The sequence below is a fragment of the Mycobacterium saskatchewanense genome, assembly GCF_010729105.1.
Lineage (GTDB): Bacteria > Actinomycetota > Actinomycetes > Mycobacteriales > Mycobacteriaceae > Mycobacterium > Mycobacterium saskatchewanense.
In genome coordinates, this window is sequence record NZ_AP022573.1 from 802,359 (window position 1) to 816,842 (window position 14,484).

Annotated in this window: 15 protein-coding genes; 9 read left to right on the plus strand and 6 right to left on the minus strand. The window is 69.2% G+C overall.

Annotated features, from left to right (window positions below; translation table 11 throughout):
* Window positions 1-32: 32 nt before the first annotated feature.
* Together lon and G6N56_RS03605 are read right to left on the minus strand one after the other, a co-directional pair.
* Entirely contained in the window at window positions 33-2,354 is a 2,322-nt protein-coding gene (gene lon, locus G6N56_RS03600) for an endopeptidase La (protein WP_085257148.1), read from the minus strand.
* Between the two features lie 175 nt (window positions 2,355-2,529).
* Window positions 2,530-3,792 (minus strand): alpha-hydroxy acid oxidase, encoded by a 1,263-nt coding sequence (locus G6N56_RS03605; RefSeq protein WP_085257149.1) that lies wholly within the window; start codon window positions 3,790-3,792, stop codon window positions 2,530-2,532.
* A gap of 36 nt (window positions 3,793-3,828) precedes the next feature.
* Between G6N56_RS03605 and G6N56_RS03610 the strand changes: the two genes are divergently transcribed.
* Complete coding sequence (locus tag G6N56_RS03610) at window positions 3,829-4,266, plus strand: DUF1810 domain-containing protein (RefSeq protein WP_085257150.1); 438 nt, start codon at window positions 3,829-3,831, stop codon at window positions 4,264-4,266.
* Here G6N56_RS03610 and G6N56_RS03615 read toward each other — a convergent pair.
* From G6N56_RS03615 to G6N56_RS03625, 3 genes are read right to left on the minus strand one after another with little or no spacing between them, the layout of a single operon-like run.
* Window positions 4,263-5,573: an alpha-amylase family glycosyl hydrolase gene (locus G6N56_RS03615; RefSeq protein WP_085257151.1), complete on the minus strand. Its 1,311-nt coding sequence runs from the start codon at window positions 5,571-5,573 to the stop codon at window positions 4,263-4,265. The two genes, G6N56_RS03610 and G6N56_RS03615, sit on opposite strands and share 4 nt — an antisense overlap.
* Window positions 5,574-5,583: 10 nt before the next feature.
* A complete protein-coding gene (locus G6N56_RS03620; protein ID WP_085257152.1) occupies window positions 5,584-6,120 on the minus strand; it encodes an alkylhydroperoxidase, AhpD family in 537 nt (178 codons plus the stop codon).
* Between the two features lie 10 nt (window positions 6,121-6,130).
* Complete coding sequence (locus G6N56_RS03625; protein WP_085257153.1) at window positions 6,131-6,718, minus strand: peroxiredoxin; 588 nt, start codon at window positions 6,716-6,718, stop codon at window positions 6,131-6,133.
* Between the two features lie 108 nt (window positions 6,719-6,826).
* Here G6N56_RS03625 and G6N56_RS03630 point away from each other — a divergent pair, with 108 nt between their 5' ends.
* The 4 genes from G6N56_RS03630 (at window position 6,827) to G6N56_RS03645 (ending at window position 9,801) form a co-directional block, all read left to right on the plus strand.
* Complete coding sequence (locus G6N56_RS03630; RefSeq protein WP_085257154.1) at window positions 6,827-7,762, plus strand: hydrogen peroxide-inducible genes activator; 936 nt, start codon at window positions 6,827-6,829, stop codon at window positions 7,760-7,762.
* 27 nt (window positions 7,763-7,789) lie between these two features.
* Window positions 7,790-8,491 carry an EthD domain-containing protein gene (locus tag G6N56_RS03635; protein WP_085257155.1) on the plus strand — a complete coding sequence of 234 codons (702 nt, stop codon included), beginning with the start codon at window positions 7,790-7,792 and terminating at the stop codon, window positions 8,489-8,491.
* A 9-nt stretch (window positions 8,492-8,500) separates the two neighbouring features.
* The gene (locus G6N56_RS03640; RefSeq protein WP_085257156.1) at window positions 8,501-8,944 is read left to right on the plus strand and encodes a TIGR03618 family F420-dependent PPOX class oxidoreductase; all 444 of its coding nucleotides are present in this window, start codon (window positions 8,501-8,503) and stop codon (window positions 8,942-8,944) included.
* Between the two features lie 104 nt (window positions 8,945-9,048).
* Complete coding sequence (locus tag G6N56_RS03645) at window positions 9,049-9,801, plus strand: enoyl-CoA hydratase/isomerase family protein (RefSeq protein WP_085257157.1); 753 nt, start codon at window positions 9,049-9,051, stop codon at window positions 9,799-9,801.
* 12 nt (window positions 9,802-9,813) lie between these two features.
* On the opposite strand, the gene G6N56_RS03650 is transcribed toward G6N56_RS03645, so the two are convergent.
* A complete protein-coding gene (locus G6N56_RS03650) occupies window positions 9,814-9,993 on the minus strand; it encodes a (2Fe-2S)-binding protein (RefSeq protein ID WP_085257158.1) in 180 nt (59 codons plus the stop codon).
* Between the two features lie 330 nt (window positions 9,994-10,323).
* Between G6N56_RS03650 and bfr the strand changes: the two genes are divergently transcribed.
* The 4 genes from bfr (at window position 10,324) to G6N56_RS03670 (ending at window position 14,454) form a co-directional block, all read left to right on the plus strand.
* On the plus strand, window positions 10,324-10,803 hold the full coding sequence (gene bfr, locus G6N56_RS03655; protein WP_085257375.1) for a bacterioferritin: 480 nt from the start codon (window positions 10,324-10,326) through the stop codon (window positions 10,801-10,803).
* A 35-nt stretch (window positions 10,804-10,838) separates the two neighbouring features.
* Window positions 10,839-12,926: an MDR family MFS transporter gene (locus tag G6N56_RS03660; RefSeq protein ID WP_085257376.1), complete on the plus strand. Its 2,088-nt coding sequence runs from the start codon at window positions 10,839-10,841 to the stop codon at window positions 12,924-12,926.
* Window positions 12,927-12,968: 42 nt separating this feature from the next.
* On the plus strand, window positions 12,969-13,463 hold the full coding sequence (locus G6N56_RS03665) for a carboxymuconolactone decarboxylase family protein (protein ID WP_085257159.1): 495 nt from the start codon (window positions 12,969-12,971) through the stop codon (window positions 13,461-13,463).
* A gap of 109 nt (window positions 13,464-13,572) precedes the next feature.
* Window positions 13,573-14,454 (plus strand): TIGR03854 family LLM class F420-dependent oxidoreductase, encoded by an 882-nt coding sequence (locus G6N56_RS03670; RefSeq protein ID WP_085257160.1) that lies wholly within the window; start codon window positions 13,573-13,575, stop codon window positions 14,452-14,454.
* Window positions 14,455-14,484 lie beyond the last annotated feature (30 nt).

Here is a 14,484-nt window from a genome sequence, read left to right on the forward strand (position 1 = left end):
CGTAGACACCAGCGTCACGTTCGCGGCAGGGGTCAAGCAGCCACCGAGGCGGCGTCGGTCACCGGCTCCAGCGCCTGCGCGACGATTTCGGCGACGTCGGTCATCGGCTTGACCGTCAGCGCGTCGAGCACTTCGGCGGGCACGTCATCGAGGTCGGGCTCGTTGCGCGCCGGGATGAACACGGTCGACAGGCCCGCGCGCTGCGCGGCCAGCAGCTTCTGCTTGACGCCCCCGATCGGCAGCACCCGGCCGTTCAGCGTGACCTCGCCGGTCATGCCGACGTCCGAGCGGACCTGACGTCCGGTGGCCATCGACACCAGCGCGGTGACCATCGTGACACCGGCCGACGGGCCGTCCTTGGGCACCGCGCCCGCCGGCACGTGCACGTGGATCCGCCGGTCCAGCGCCTTCGGGTCGACACCGAGCTCCGCGGCGTGCGAGCGCACGTAGGACAGCGCGATCTGCGCCGACTCCTTCATGACGTCGCCCAGCTGCCCGGTCAGTTGCAGCCCCGGCTCGCCGTCGGTCGCCCCAGCCTCGATGTAGAGGACGTCGCCGCCCAGGCCCGTGACGGCCAGGCCGGTGGCCACGCCCGGCACGGCCGTGCGTTCGGCCGATTCGGGGGTGAACCGCGGGCGGCCCAGGTAGCCGACCAGGTCGGGCTCGTCGACCGTGATCGGTCCGGCACCGTCCGCCAACTTGGTGGTCACCTTGCGCAGCGCCTTGGCCAGCAGCCGCTCGAACTGCCGCACTCCTGGCTCGCGGGTGTAGTCCGCGGCGATCTTGCGCAGGGCGGCGTCGGTGACGACGACCTCGTCGTCGGTCAGCGCCGCCCGCTCCCGCTGCCGCGGCAGCAGGTAGTCCCGGGCGATGGCGACCTTGTCGTCCTCGGTGTAGCCGTCGATCTGCACGAGCTCCATGCGGTCCAGCAGCGCCGACGGGATGTTCTCGATGACGTTCGCGGTGGCCAGGAACACGACGTCGGACAGGTCGAGGTCCAGATCCAGGTAGTGGTCGCGGAACGTGTGGTTCTGCGCGGGGTCCAGAACCTCGAGCAGGGCGGCCGACGGGTCGCCGCGGTAGTCCGAACCGACCTTGTCGATCTCGTCGAGCAGCACGACGGGGTTCATCGTTCCCGCCTCGCCGACCGCGCGCACGATCCGGCCCGGCAGCGCGCCCACGTAGGTGCGCCGATGCCCGCGGATTTCTGCCTCGTCGCGCACGCCGCCCAGGGCCACGCGCACGAACTTGCGGCCCAGCGCCCGGGCCACGCTCTCACCCAGCGACGTCTTGCCGACCCCGGGGGGACCGGCCAGGACCATCACCGCACCTGAGCCGCGACCGCCGACGACCTGCAGCCCGCGCTGCGCGCGTCGGGTGCGCACGGCCAGGTATTCGACGATCCGGTCCTTGACGTCGTCCAGCCCGTGGTGGTCGGCGTCGAGGACCTCGCGCGCGGCCTTCAGGTCGGTCGAGTCCTCGGTCCGCACGTTCCACGGCAGGTCGAGCACGGTGTCCAGCCACGTGCGGATCCAGCCGCTCTCGGGGCTCTGGTCACTGGAGCGTTCCAGCTTCCCGACCTCGCGCAGCGCCGCCTCCCGCACCTTGTCGGGCAGGTCGGCCGCCTCGACGCGGGCCCGATAGTCCTCGGAACCGTCCGGTTCGCCCTCACCGAGCTCCTTGCGGATCGCGGCCAGCTGCTGGCGCAGCAGGAATTCCTTCTGCGTCTTCTCCATGCCCTCGCGGACGTCCTCGGCGATCTTGTCGTTGACCTCGACCTCGGCCAAGTGATCGCTGGTCCAGTCGATCAGCGCCCGCAGCCGCTCGGCGACGTCGGTGGTTTCCAGCAGCTGCCGCTTCTGCGCGCTGCTGAGGTAGGACGCGTAGCCGGAAGTGTCCGCCAGCGCCGACGGGTCGGTCAGGCCGTTGACGTAGTCGACGATCTCCCAGGCCTCGCGCCGCTGCAGCATGGCCAGCAGCAGCTTGCGGTACTCCGCGGCCAGCGCCTTGACCTCGTCGGTCGGCACCGTGTCGGCGACCTCGGTCACCTCCACCCACAGCGCCGCACCGGGACCCGACGCTCCCGCGCCGATCTGCGCCCGGCGCTCGCCGCGCACGACGGCAGCGGTGCCGCCGCCCGGCATACGCCCGACCTGCAGGATCTTCGCGATCACGCCGTGCGTGGGGTAGCGGTCGTCCAGGCGGGGCGCGATGAGCAGCTGCCCCGATTCGCTGGCCTTTGCGGCGTCGATCGCCGCCCGCGCTGCGTCGTCGAGCGCGATCGGGACCACCATCCCGGGCAGCACGATGGTGTCGGTAACAAACAGCACCGGCACCGATTTGGCTTCAGCCATCAGTCCTCCAAAAGTTGAGTCTGATGCGCTTAACCTAGCCGGACGCCGGTTTGTTCCCGTGCCGCCATCTCGGCAAGCCGCCGAAATTGCTTACATGGTCGTTCAGGCGGCGCCCTCACCGCAGCCCTGGCGGCAATCTCGTCCTCACCGGCGTGTCAGAGGCGTTATCGAGGCGTCATTCCGGCGGCGAAACGGGCCCCCATCGCCGCAGCTGCGTCACGTGCTTGGGCGTCAGCTCCTCGAGGCAGGTCACGCCGAGCAGCCGCATCGTGCGGATCACGCCCTCTTCGAGGATCTGGATCGCGCGGGTCACCCCCGCCTCGCCGCCGGCCATCAGCCCGTACAGGTATGCCCGCCCGACGAGCGTGAACCGCGCGCCCAGCGCGATCGCGGCCACGATGTCCGCCCCGGCCATGATGCCGGTGTCCAGCAAGATCTCGGTGTCCTTCCCGAGTTCACGAGCGACCGCCGGCAACAGGTGGAACGGCACCGGCGCCCGGTCCAGCTGACGACCGCCGTGGTTCGACAGGACGATGCCGTCGACGCCGCGCTCGACGACGGCGCGGGCATCCTCCAGCGTCTGGATCCCCTTGACGACGAGCTTGCCGGGCCAGTGGGACTTGATCCATTCGAGGTCGTCGAAGGTGACACTGGGGTCGAACATCGTGCTCAGGTATTCGGCGACGGTGCCCGGCCAGCGGTCCAGGGACGCGAACGACAGCGGTTCGGTGGTCAACAGGTCGAACCACCACTTCGGGTGCGGCACGGCGTCGAGCACGGTGCGCAGCGTGAGGGCGGGCGGGATCGTCATGCCGTTGCGGTTGTCGCGCAGCCGCGCCCCGCCGGACGGGACGTCGACCGTGACCAGCAGGGTGTCGAAGCCGGCGGCCGCCGCGCGCTGCACGAGCGCGATCGACCGGTCGCGGTCGCGCCACATGTACATCTGAAACCACTTCCTGCCCTGCGGTACCGCGGTCACCAGGTCTTCGATCGCGGTGGTCCCCAGGGTGGACAGCGAGAACGGGATCCCGGCCCGGGCCGCCGCGGCTGCGCCGGCGATCTCGCCCTCGGTCTGCATCAGTCTGGTGAATCCCGTCGGCGCGATGCCGAACGGCAGGACGACCGGTTCGCCCAGGACGTTCCAGCCGGCGGTCACGTTGGTGACGTCACGAAGGATCGTCGGGTGAAATTCGATGTCCAGAAACGCCTGCCGGGCGCGCGCGATCGACAGCTCCTCCTCGGCGGCGCCGTCGGTGTAATCGAAGGCCGCCTTTGGGGTGCGGCGCTTGGCAATGCGGCGCAGGTCGTCGATGGTGTACGCGGCGTCGAGGCGGCGCTTGGTCGCGTCGAACTCGGGTCGCTTGAAGTGAATCAACGGCGCGAAGTCGCGCACCTTGGGCACTCGTCGTCTAACCGCCGCTGGTTGTCCAAAAGCCATATGAGGTTTAGAAGTCATATGTGCCACGGTAGTCACATGGAAAAGGCGGACGATCCCTTCGATTTGCGGCGCTTCACACAAGCGCAGGCCCCGGTCTACGACCGGGTGGTGGAAGAGTTGCGGGCGGGGCGCAAACGCAGTCACTGGATGTGGTTCGTCTTCCCGCAGCTGCGCGGCCTGGGCAGCAGCCCGACGGCCGAGCGGTACGGCATCTCCTCGCTGGACGAGGCCGGCGCCTACCTACGGCACCCCGTGCTCGGGCCGCGCCTGCACGAGTGCGCGCGCCTGGTCAACGAGGTCCAAGGCCGCTCGATCGGTCAGATCTTCGGGGCGCCGGACGACCTCAAGCTGTGCTCGTCGATGACGTTGTTCGCACGGGCCACGGCCGACAACGCCGACTTCGTCGCGCTGCTCGGCAAGTACTACGGCGGCCGGCAGGATCAGCTGACGCTGAAGCTCCTGACCGGCGCCTAGACCGGGCGCAGGATCCGCCAGCCGTGCGGCTCGACGGTCACCCTGTCGACGACCTCCGGCGGAGGGGCCGCCGACCCCGCGACGACCTCCGCCCGGCCCGAGCCCACCTTGAAGAGCTGCGGCTCGTCGGCGATGTTGAGCGCGACCAGCAGGGCGTCGTCGCCGCTGCGGGTCTCGTAGAGGTAACCGCGGTTTTCCAGTCGCACGGCGGTGGTGGACGCCCTGTGCAGCCACGGGTGGCGGCGTCGCAGCCCGATCAGATAGCGGTGCAGCTCCCACATCTCGACGCCGAAGGCGTCCAGTTGCATTGGCGGCGAACCGAACTCGGGGCGCACGGCGTCGTCCCCGCCGTACCGCTCCTCTTTCACCCCGCGAAACCCCAGCTCGTCGCCGGCGTACACGCTGGGCACCCCGCCGACGGTCAGCAGGATCACCAGCGCGTGCGCGACGTGCTCGGGGCGCGTGAGCTGGCTGGCGATGCGGGTGACGTCGTGGTTGCCGATGAAGGTCAGGGGAGCGAAGCTGCCGAGGAAGTCGTTGTGCCGCTGCAGCGCCCAGTCGAGCTCGAAGAAGTTGCCGTCGTTCAGGCTGCTCCAGATCGCCTTCCACAGCTCGTACTGGGTGGCCGAGTCGAATGTGGCCGCCCGGACCACCGCGGCGTAGTCACCGTGGATCAGCTCGCCGACGAACCAGGCGTCCGGGTGCCGGTCGCGCACCCGCGGCAAGGTCGACGCCCAGAAGGCCTGCGGCACGGCGTAAGCCGCGTCCAGGCGCCAGCCGTCGGCGCCGCGCTCCAGCCAATGCGCCATCACGTCGACGACGTAGTCGGCGACCTCGGGGTTGTCGTGATTGAGAGTGATCAGGCCTTCGTGGCCCTCGAACGTGTGAAACCGACCCGGGCGTCCCCGAAACCAGCGGGCGGCGGCCCCGTCGTTCGCGGCGTCCCGGTAACGGGAAAAGTCCGGGCCGACGTGGTTGAACACGCCGTCGAGCAGGATGCGCAACCCGCGGCGATGCGCCTCGGCGACGACATGGTCGAAGTCGGCGTCGTCCCCGAGGCGGGGATCGATGCGGTAGTGGTCGGTGGTGTCGTAACCGTGTGTCCGCGAGGCGAATACCGGACCCAGCGCTATCCCCGAGGCGCCGAGTTCGATGGCGTGGTCGAACCAGTCGGCGAGCCGCCGCAGCCGGTGCTCATCCGGCCGCGGCGGCTCCGCCGCTGGGTATGCGCCGACGAAACCGAGGGGATAGACCTGCCACCAGATCGCGTGTGTGATCCAGCCTGGCCCCGGCACCCGGTCCGTCACGGCGTCGCGTTCAGCCGACGCCGGCCAGCGTCTGCGAGGCGACCATCGCCTGTGCCACGCCAGCCACGATCGCCGCGGCCTTCAGCGCCTCGTTGATCGCCTCCCGGCTTACGCCCGCCTCACGCAGCGTGTGCTCGTGTGCGGCAACGCAGTCCGGGCATCCGTTGACCGACGACACGGCGAAACACCACAACTCGAAATTCGCCTTCTCGACGCCGGGGTTGGCGATGATGTTCATCCGCAAGCCCGCTCGCACGTCGTCGTATTTACCGTCGAGGAAGCCGCGACCACGGTAGAACACGTTGTTCATGGCCATGATCGACGCGGCACCCAGCGCGGCGTTGTACGCCTCGGCGGACAGGATGTCGGCCGCCTCGCCGCCAATCTCCGCGAGCACCTGGGTGTTTCGCGTCGCAGCGGCGCTGGCCAGCAGCGTGCCCCACAGCTGCTCCTCGCCCAGCTCGGTGCTGCGCGCGATCGAGCCGAGGTTGAGCTTCAGGTCCTTGGCGTACTCCGGAAGCGCGCCCTTGAGGTTCTCGATGCCCATCTCGCCCCCCCTAAGCCGACTGCTTGAGCAGCTCGGTGGCGTCGATGGTCGGGTCACCCTTGCGCCAGTTGCAGGCGCACAGCTCGTCGGACTGCAGCGCGTCGAGGACCCGCAGCACCTCGTCGACGTTGCGGCCCACCGACCCGGCGGTCACCGAGACGAACTGGATCTCGTTGTTGGGGTCGACCAGGAAGGTGGCGCGGTCGGCCACGCCGTCGTCGTTCAGCACGCCGGTGGCGAGGCACAGTTCGCGCTTGATGTCCGAAAGCATCGGGAACGGCAGCTTCTTGAGGTCCTCGTGCTGCGCGCGCCACTGGAAGTGCACGAACTCGCTGTCGATCGAAGCCCCGAGGACCTGCGCGTCGCGGTCGGCGAATTCGTCGTTGAGATTGCCGAACGCCGCGATCTCGGTGGGGCACACGAAGGTGAAGTCCTTCGGCCAGAAGAAGATCACACGCCACTTGCCGGGGTGGTCGTCGCTGGTGATGGTGGTGAAGTAGTCACCGGGCTGCTGGGCGTCGACCTTCGACAGGTCGCCGGCGATCAGCGCGGTCAGGTTGTAGGCCGGGAATTGGTCACCGATGGTGAGCAAAGCCATGTCTCTCCTTTAAGTGCAAGATCCGTAATCGGTTTGGTGTGTACCCAAATAATGGTGCCTGGCATTTATTGTCAGGTAAAGGTGATATTTGCCACTACACTGATAAGAATGACCGATAAGAGCTATCAGCCCACAATCGCCGGCCTCCGCGCGTTCGTGACCGTCGCCGAGAAGCGGCATTTCAGCAGTGCCGCAACGGCTCTCGGCGTGAGCCAGTCGACCCTCTCCCAGGCGCTGGCAGCGCTGGAGACGGGCCTCGGCATGCCGCTGATCGAGCGATCCACGCGGCGAATGTTCCTGACCACCGAGGGCACGGAATTGTTGCCGCGCGCCCAGGCCGTCATCGAGGCGGTGGACGAGTTCACCGCGGCGGCCACCGGGTCCGCCGACCCGTTGCGCGCCGGCATCCGGCTGGGGCTCATCCCCACGGTGGCCCCCTACGTGCTGCCGACGGTGCTGGCCGGACTCACCGAACAGTTCCCGGATCTGACCCTGCGGGTGATCGAGGACCAGACCGAGCGGCTGCTGACGGTCCTGCGCGAGGGATCGCTGGACGCCGCCCTGATCGCGCTGCCCGCCGAGGCGGCGGGCGTCACCGCGATCCCGATCTACGACGAAGATTTCGTCCTCGCGCTACCGCCCGGCCACCCGCTGTCGGGCAGGCGCCGGGTGCCGGCGACGGCGCTCGCCGACCTGCCGCTGCTGCTGCTGGACGAGGGCCACTGCCTGCGCGACCAGGCGCTCGACGTGTGCCACAAGGCCGGTGTGCGGGCCGACCTGGCCAACACGCGTGCGGCGTCGCTGGCGACGGCGGTGCAGTGCGTCAGCGGCGGCCTGGGGGTGACGCTGATCCCGCAGACCGCGGTGCCGGTCGAGGCGGCGAGGAGCCGCCTGGACCTCGCGCAGTTCGCCGCACCGCGCCCCGGCCGGCGAATCGGCCTGGTATTTCGCGCGTCCAGCGGCCGCGACGAGTCCTACCGCCGGCTCGCCGACACGATCGGCAGGTTGATCGGCAGCGAACACCAGGTGCGGCTGGTCAAGTAGGGCCCCGGAAGACGTAGGTTCACCCCTATGGAAAAGGTCATCGTGGTGCTCATGCGGCCCGACTCGGACGACAAGTGGTGCGCCCGCCAGCGCGGGCCGGTCGCCGACGCGCTCCTGGAGCTGGGCGTCCGCGGGCTCGCGGTCAACGTCCGCGACGACGCGGTGCGGCATTCGCTGATGACGCTCACCACGCTCGATCCGCCGGTCGGCGCGGTGGTGAGCCTGTGGACGCAGCAGTGCTACGGCGATCAGACCACGGCGGCGCTCGATCTCCTCGCCGGCGAATGCGAGCGGCTCGCCGCCTACCTGGTGACCGAGTCGGTCCCGCTCGCCGCGCCGGCGGTCCCTCCCGGCGACCGGACGCCCGGGTTGGCCAACATCGCGCTGCTGCGCCGCCCCGCCGCCCTCGACCAGGCGACGTGGCTGACCCGATGGCAGCGCGACCACACCCCGGTGGCCATCGAGACGCAGTCGACGTTCGGCTATGCCCAGAACTGCGTCGTCCGCGCCCTCACCCCGGATGCGCCGGGAATCGCGGGCATCGTCGAGGAGTTGTTCCCGGCGGAGGCGATCACCGACATCAAGGCGTTCTTCGGGGCGTCCGATGACAACGAGCTGCAGGACCGCCTCGCCCGAATGGTCGCCAGCACAACCGCATTCGGTGCCAACGAAAACATCGACACGGTGCCCACCAGTCGCTACGTCTTCAAGGCGCCGTTCGAACAGTAAGGGAGCCACATGACAACACTGGGCGAAGCCGTGGCACTGGCGGCGGGGGAGAACGGCCTGGCGGTGGTCTCGACGGTCCGGGCCGACCACACGGTGCAGGCCTCGCTGGTCAACGTCGGACTGTTGCCGCATCCGGCGACCGGTCAACCGGTGCTGGGCTTCACCACCTACGGCAAGGTCAAGCTGGCGAACCTGCGGGCCCGCCCGCAGCTCGCCGTCACCTTCCGCGACGGGTGGAGGTGGGCCACCGTCGAGGGCCGCGCGGAACTGGCGGGACCCGACGACCCGCAACCCTGGCTGGCCGGCGACGACCAGTTGCGGCTCCTGCTTCGCGAGGTCTTCACCGCCGCGGGCGGAAGCCACGACGACTGGGAAGAATACGACCGCGTCATGGCCCGCGAGCGACGGGCCGTGGTCCTGGTCGCGCCGACCCGCGTCTATAGCAACGGCTGACCGTCCGCCCTCACCCAGCGTCGACTCGTTGTCGGCGTTTGGCCGTTTCGGTGCAAACAACTCGACGTTCGTCGACCGCCGCCGCAAAGCTAGGCTGCAGTCTCGTGATATTGCACATCGACGACGACAAGCGCGTGCGCACGCTCACGCTGAACCGGCCCGAGGCGCTGAATGCATTCAACGAAGCCCTCTACGACGCCACCGCCGAGGCGCTGCTGGCCGCCGCCGACGATCCGCAGGTCGCCGTCGTACTGCTGACCGGCGCCGGCCGCGGCTTTTCCGCCGGCACCGACCTGGCCGAGATGCAGGCGCGCATCACCGACCCGGGCTTCACCCCCGGGAAGCACGGTTTCCCCGGGCTGATCGATGCCCTCAGCGCGTTTCCCAAGCCGCTGATCTGTGCGGTCAACGGCGTCGGCGTGGGGATCGGCGCCACCATCCTCGGCTACGCGGACCTGGCGTTCATGTCCTCGACCGCGCGGCTGAAGTGCCCGTTCACCAGCCTGGGCGTCGCGCCCGAGGCGGCATCGTCATACCTGCTGCCGCAGCTGGTCGGGCGGCAGAACGCCGCCTGGCTGTTGCTGTCGTCGGAGTGGATCGACGCCCAAGAGGCCCTGCGGATGGGGCTGGTGTGGCGGGTCTGCGAACCCGAAGAGTTATTACCCGAGGCTCGGCGGCACGCCGAAATCCTTGCCGCACGGCCTATTTCGAGCCTCATGGCCGTCAAGCACACGATGCTGGAACCTGTTCGCCCCGAGATCGCGGCGGCCAGCGCGCGCGAGAACGCTCACTTCGCCGAGCTGATGGGCGCACAAGCCAACGCCGCCGCCCTGGCGGATTTCAACAACCGGAGCTGAACGGATAGGCCGCTAGGACGCGGGCTCGAGCTTGCACGAGGCCGCGATGATCGCCCGCAGCGTGCGTCGACAACGTCCGCAGTCGGCGCCCGCCCCGCACGCGGCGGCGACCTCCTTGGAGGTGGACGCACCCTGCGCCACGGCGTCGGACACGGTCTGATTGGTGGCCCCGACACACAGGCACACGTACATTCAGCACACCCTTCGCACGCCGACACCATCACCCATGACGAAAGTCCAGCCCTGCGACCGCGATTCGGGCACGCCCGGCACCGGAATCCCGGACGAACGCGCTGAATCACCTTGCCGCATGTTAGTAGAGTCTAACCTAAGAAGGTTAGTTGAGTCTAACCTAACCAGCGCCCGACTCCGCGGCTCCCGCCACGCACTCAGCCGAGGCATACCTTCCTGGAAGATTCGATGCCGGCATGGCAAAGTGCTGCTACGGGCCGCGGACGGGGCGCTTCAGCCCCGCCCTCCCGTCCGCAGCCGAACAAGCCAGTGAACCCGCGAGGAGTGACGATGCAAGGTGACCCCGACGTTCTGCGCCTGCTCAACGAGCAGCTGACCAGCGAGCTCACCGCCATCAACCAGTACTTCCTGCACTCCAAGATGCAGGACAACTGGGGCTTCACCGAGTTGGCGAAGCACACCCGCGAAGAGTCCTTCGACGAGATGCGGCACGCCGAGGCGATCACCGATCGCATCCTGCTGCTCGACGGCCTGCCGAACTATCAGCGGATCGGCTCGCTGCGCGTCGGGCAGACGCTGCGCGAGCAGTTCGAGGCCGACCTGGCGATCGAGTTCGATGTGTTGAACCGCCTCAAGCCGGGAATCATCATGTGCCGGGAGAAGCAAGACACCACCAGCGCCATCCTGCTCGAGAAGATCGTGGCGGACGAGGAACTGCACGTCGACTACCTGCAGACCCAACTGGAGCTGATGGACAAGCTGGGCGAGGAGCTGTACTCCGCCCAGTGCGTCTCGCGGCCCCCGAGCTGACCCGGCGCGGGGACCAGCAGGCCCCGACAGGAAACATGACGAGCCCGAGAGCAGCAGCGACGCCCGCTACCCCGGGCCCCGATCCCGTCCCTGCCCCGGTCCCCGGCAGCGCCGAGATCAGCCCGCAGCGGCGCAACCTCATCTTCGTCGCGATCGTGCTGGGCATGCTGCTCGCGGCCCTGGACCAGACGATCGTCGCCACCGCGCTGCCGACCATCGTCGCCGACCTCGGCGACGCCGGCCACCAGTCGTGGGTGGTCACGAGTTACCTGCTGGCCTCCACGATCGTCACCGCCCTGGTCGGCAAGCTCGGCGACCTGTTCGGCCGCAAGCGGGTGTTCCAGGCCGCGGTGCTGTTCTTCGTCGTCGGGTCGGTGTTGTGCGGGCTCGCCCAGTCGATGGCGATGCTGGTGGGGTCGCGGGCGCTGCAGGGGATCGGCGGCGGCGGAATCACCGTGACGGCCAGCGCACTCATCGGCGAGGTGGTGCCGCTGCGGCAGCGCGGCCGCTACCAGGGCATCCTGGGCGCGGTCTTCGGCGTCACCACCGTCGTCGGCCCGCTGCTCGGCGGGTACTTCACCGACTACCTGACGTGGCGGTGGGCGTTCTGGGTCAACGTGCCGGTGTCGGTGGCCGTCATCTTCGTCGCGGCCGCGGCGATTCCGGCGCTCACCGCGTCCACCAAGCCCGCCATCGACTACGCCGGCATCGTCCTCGTCGGCCTCGGAGCGGCCGGCCTGACGCTCGCCACCAGCTGGGGCGGCACCCTTTACCCGTGGGGCTCGCCCACGATCATCGGGTTGTTCGTGGGGGCGCTGGCGGCGCTCGCCGCGTTCGTGGCGGTCGAAAGCCGCGCCGCCGCGCCGATCCTGCCGACGCGGTTGTTCCGCAGCCCCGTCTTCACGGTGTGCTGCGTGCTGTCGTTCGTGGTGGGCTTCGCGATGCTGGGCGCCATGACGTTCCTGCCCACCTATATGCAATATGTGGACGGCGTCTCGGCCACCACCTCGGGCCTGCGCACGCTGCCCATGGTGGTCGGGATGCTGATCACCTCGACGGGCAGCGGCACCATCGTGGGGCGCACCGGCCGCTACAAGATCTTCCCGGTGGCCGGCACCGCGCTGATGGCGCTCGCGTTCTTCCTGATGTCCCGGATGGACCCGTCCACGTCGGCGTTGCTGCAGTCGGCCTACCTGATCGTCCTGGGGGCCGGCATCGGGTTGTCCATGCAGGTGCTGGTCCTCATCGTGCAGAACACCTCCGACTTCGAGGACCTCGGCGTCGCCACCTCGGGCGTGACGTTCTTCCGCACGATCGGCAGTTCGTTCGGCGCCGCCATCTTCGGGTCGCTGTTCGTGAACTTTCTCAACAGCAGGATCGGCGCGGCCCTGGCGGTCAGCGGCGCACCGCCGAGCGCGGTGAGTTCCCCCGGGGCCCTGCACCGCCAGCCCCACAACGTCGCGGCGCCCATCGTGGCGGCCTACAGCCAGTCGCTCACCGAAGTCTTCTTGTGGGCGGCGCCGGTCGCCCTCGTCGGCTTCGTGCTGGCCCTGTTCCTGCGCGAAATTCCCCTGCGCGAGATCCGCGACAGCGCGGTCGATCTCGGCGACGGGTTCGGCATGCCGACCACCGAGACGCCCGACCAGATGCTGGAGGGCGCGGTCGAACGGATGCTGCGCGGGGCCCCGGGCATGCGGCTGCGCAGCATCGCGATGCGGCCGGACTGCCGGCTCGACGTCGCCGGGCTCTGGGGAGTGCTGCGTATCAACCGGTACGCCCAGATGTACGGCGCCGCACGGCTGACCGATATCGCCGATTACCTTCGAATACCGTTCGAGGTGTTGGAGCCGGTCTTCAACCGCCTGGTCACCGCGGGCTACGCGCAGGGCGACGGGGACCAGATGTGGCTGACACCCGCCGGGCATCAGCAGGTCGACTACGTGCACTCGCTTCTGGTGGCCTGGCTGGTCGACAAGCTGACCCGGTCGCCGGGCTTCCAGGGCCGCCCGGACAGCCGCGCGGTCCAGGCTGCGCTCGGCCGGGTGGCGGGACGCGTTCTGGCGCAACGCGAATGGCACGACGAGCCGCCCACCACCAAGATCCCGGTGGGCGCAGGCCGGTAGCGCGGTCTCCGCAAATCAGCGGCCCGGGCGTACCATCACGCCATGAGCCGAATCGGAACATTCGCCGACGACGACATCTACAGCTGGGCCACCAAATCGCCCGACCTCGGCGGCGCGATCGCCAACTTCAGCCAGGCGGTCTACACCAAGAACCGGCTGCCCCTGCGCACCCGCGAAATCGCCCGGGCCGTGATCGCCCACGACAACGAATGCACCGTGTGCCTGAACACCCGCGACGCCGACGGCCCCGCCGCGGGCGTGGACGAGGATCTTTACGAGCACGCACTGGAGTGGCGCACCTGGCCCGGGTACAGCGAGCAGGAGCGCCTGGCCGCCGAGTTCGCCCACCGCTTCGGCACCGAACACACCAAGCTGCGCGATGACGAGGACTTCTGGAGCCGGTGCAGCGAACACTTCTCCGAAGAACTGCTCGCCGACCTCGCGATGTCCTGTGCCCTGTGGGTCGGGATGGGCCGGATGCTGCGGACGCTCGACATCGGCCAGGCCTGCAAGCTGACGCTGCCCAGCCGCGCCTAGCTGCCGCCAGCGCGCCCCGCGATACCTCGATTGCCGCGAGCGATACACCGAAAAACGGTGCAGCCGTTGATGTTTCGCGGTCAGATGGGAGGACATGTGAGAGGATCTCATGAAGATTCGCTTCGGCGTCGGGCTCGGCGCTAACACTGCTCCCAACGAGCTCGCCGGCATTGTCGACCATCTGGAGAGCAGCGGAGTGGACTCGCTGTGGTTCTCCGAGTTGGTCTACTCCCCGGCCGTGGATCCGGTGGTGGGCATGGCCTACACGCTGGCCCGGACCACCCGGCTGAAGGCGGGCACCTCGGTCGCCATCCTCCCGGGGCGCCACCCGGTGCTGGTCGCCAAGCAGCTGGCGTCGCTGGCGGCCGTCGCGCCCAGGCGCGTGCTCCCCGTGTTCGGCCTGCACTCGGCGATACCGGCCGAGCGGGAGGTGTTCGTGGTTCCTGAGGGTGAACGCGCGGCCGTGTTCGACGAGTCGCTGCGGGTGCTGCGCGCGGCGCTGACCGACGCGCCGGCATCGTATGCCGGGCGCTATTTCACCGTGACCGGAGCCGCGGTCGCCCCGCGGCCGGACCCGCCGCTGGACATCTGGCTGGGCGGCTCCGCACCCGCGGCGTTTCGGCGCATCGGCGCGCTCGCCGACGGCTGGCTGGGCAGCTTCCTCACCCCGGCCGAGGCCAGGGCGGGGCGCGAGGCGATCGAACGGGCCGCCACCGACGCCGGCCGGCGGATCGAGCCGGACCACTTCGGTATCTCGCTCGCCGTCGCCGACGGCGAGCTGTCCCCGGAATTGGTCGCGGTGGCCCGGCGGCGCCGTCCGGACGTCGATCCGGGCGAGCTGGTGGCCCCCGACTGGGATCGGCTGCACCGGCAGCTCGACGCCTACATCGACGCGGGACTGACGAAATTCGTCATCCGGCCGGCGGGGAGCACGCCCGTGGGCGACTTCATCGAAAGGTTCGCCACCGAATTGATCGGCCGCCAGAACTGATCCGGCGCCAGGCTGCACAATGACTGCCAT

Excerpts from the sequence above, each read along its gene's own strand:
- G6N56_RS03635 (WP_085257155.1), top strand. The coding sequence starts at position 7,790 with ATGGAAAAGGTCATCGTGGTGCTCATGCGGCCCGACTCGGACGACAAG.
- G6N56_RS03605 (WP_085257149.1), bottom strand. The coding sequence starts at position 3,792 with ATGGCTTTTGGACAACCAGCGGCGGTTAGACGACGAGTGCCCAAGGTG.
- G6N56_RS03640 (WP_085257156.1), top strand. The coding sequence starts at position 8,501 with ATGACAACACTGGGCGAAGCCGTGGCACTGGCGGCGGGGGAGAACGGC.
- G6N56_RS03660 (WP_085257376.1), top strand. The coding sequence starts at position 10,839 with ATGACGAGCCCGAGAGCAGCAGCGACGCCCGCTACCCCGGGCCCCGAT.
- G6N56_RS03610 (WP_085257150.1), top strand. The coding sequence starts at position 3,829 with ATGGAAAAGGCGGACGATCCCTTCGATTTGCGGCGCTTCACACAAGCG.
- G6N56_RS03625 (WP_085257153.1), bottom strand. The coding sequence starts at position 6,718 with ATGGCTTTGCTCACCATCGGTGACCAATTCCCGGCCTACAACCTGACC.
- G6N56_RS03650 (WP_085257158.1), bottom strand. The coding sequence starts at position 9,993 with ATGTACGTGTGCCTGTGTGTCGGGGCCACCAATCAGACCGTGTCCGAC.
- G6N56_RS03620 (WP_085257152.1), bottom strand. The coding sequence starts at position 6,120 with ATGGGCATCGAGAACCTCAAGGGCGCGCTTCCGGAGTACGCCAAGGAC.
- bfr (WP_085257375.1), top strand. The coding sequence starts at position 10,324 with ATGCAAGGTGACCCCGACGTTCTGCGCCTGCTCAACGAGCAGCTGACC.
- G6N56_RS03630 (WP_085257154.1), top strand. The coding sequence starts at position 6,827 with ATGACCGATAAGAGCTATCAGCCCACAATCGCCGGCCTCCGCGCGTTC.
- lon (WP_085257148.1), bottom strand. The coding sequence starts at position 2,354 with ATGGCTGAAGCCAAATCGGTGCCGGTGCTGTTTGTTACCGACACCATC.
- G6N56_RS03665 (WP_085257159.1), top strand. The coding sequence starts at position 12,969 with ATGAGCCGAATCGGAACATTCGCCGACGACGACATCTACAGCTGGGCC.
- G6N56_RS03670 (WP_085257160.1), top strand. The coding sequence starts at position 13,573 with ATGAAGATTCGCTTCGGCGTCGGGCTCGGCGCTAACACTGCTCCCAAC.